This window comes from Mesorhizobium sp. M1088, from assembly GCF_040318575.1.
In the GTDB taxonomy this organism is placed as follows: Bacteria; Pseudomonadota; Alphaproteobacteria; order Rhizobiales; family Rhizobiaceae; genus Mesorhizobium.
Map to the genome: position 1 here is coordinate 1 of NZ_JAMYMO010000114.1, position 1,212 is coordinate 1,212.

Below are 1,212 nucleotides of genomic sequence, written 5' to 3' on the forward strand. Positions count from 1 at the left end.
CTGCCGGGTCCTGGCCGCGTACGGCCTCCTCGGCGGCCCACAGTGGGGCCATCTGCGCCACCGTCTGCGAGGCGATAACGGAGGAGCCTGCGGCATGCAGTTCGTAGAACTTGCGCCGCACGTGCGACCAGCACGCCGCCAGCGTCACGCCGTCATTGCCCCGATCGGATCGGGCCAGCCGGTTATAGGCGGCGTATCCGTCGACTTGCAGGATGCCGCGATAGCCGTCCAGATGACGGGCGACACATTCGCCGGCGCGGCTGTCCTCGAAGCGATAGACAACAATGGGCGGTCCACTGCCGCCAAAGGGCCGATCATCGCGGACATAGGTCCAGAGGTAGGCCGTCTTGGCCTTGCCAGATCCCGGCGCCAGCGTTGGCAGCGTGGTCTCATCGGCAAAGACCCGCTCACCCTGCTTGATGCGGGTCAGTGCGTAATCGGCGAGCGGCTCGAGCTCGAAGCCGAGCTTGCCCATCCACTGCGCCATCTGTGACCGGTCGATCTCGACCTGATCGCGGGCATAGATCGCTTCCTGGCGGTAGAGCGGCAGGCCATCGGCGTATTTCGACACCGCGATCTGCGCCAGCAGCGCTTCGGTCGGAATGCCGCTTTCGATAATGCGGGCGGGCGCGGCTGCCTGGATGACGCCGTCCCAGCCCTTGTAGGCATATTTGGGGCGACGCGTGACGATCACCCGGAACTTCGCCGGGGTGACATCGAGCCGTTCGGAGACGTCCTCGCCGATCAGGATCTTTTCCAGCGCTTCGCAGCCAGCAGGCGTCTCGGGCTCGATGACCACCTCGATCCGTTCGAGATGGGCCGCAAAGCCTTTGCGAGGGCGCGGGGCGCGCTTCGCTTTCGAGCCGCCCGCAGACTTCTCCATCTGCGCTTGGATGGCCGCCACGCCGGTTTCGATCTCGTCGAAGACCAGAGCGTACTGCTCCTCGCTCAGCGCACCGGCCCGCAACCTTTCGGAGCGGCTGCCGAAGCGCGACCGCTCCAGCATCTTCACCACCGCCGTCAGTCGTGCGATCCGCTCCTCGGCGCTCTTGTTGACCAACTCGAGATGCGTATTGTGGACTTCGAGATCGGCATTACGCTCTTCCAGACCGGCGGCTTTTTCGGCCATGGCAACAACCATCGCCTTGAGCGCGTCAACGTCGTCCGGGAGCGCGAGATCGGGTGCCGACATGGCCAAAATCAGAGCATATT

General features: G+C 64.8%; 1 protein-coding gene. It reads right to left on the reverse strand.

The features are described 5' to 3' along the window. Nucleotides 1-1,192, reverse strand: a 1,192-nt coding sequence (gene tnpC, locus NKH49_RS34695; RefSeq protein WP_352930194.1) for an IS66 family transposase, incomplete at its 3' end; no start/stop codon positions are given. Between the last annotated feature and the right edge of the window lie 20 nt (nt 1,193-1,212).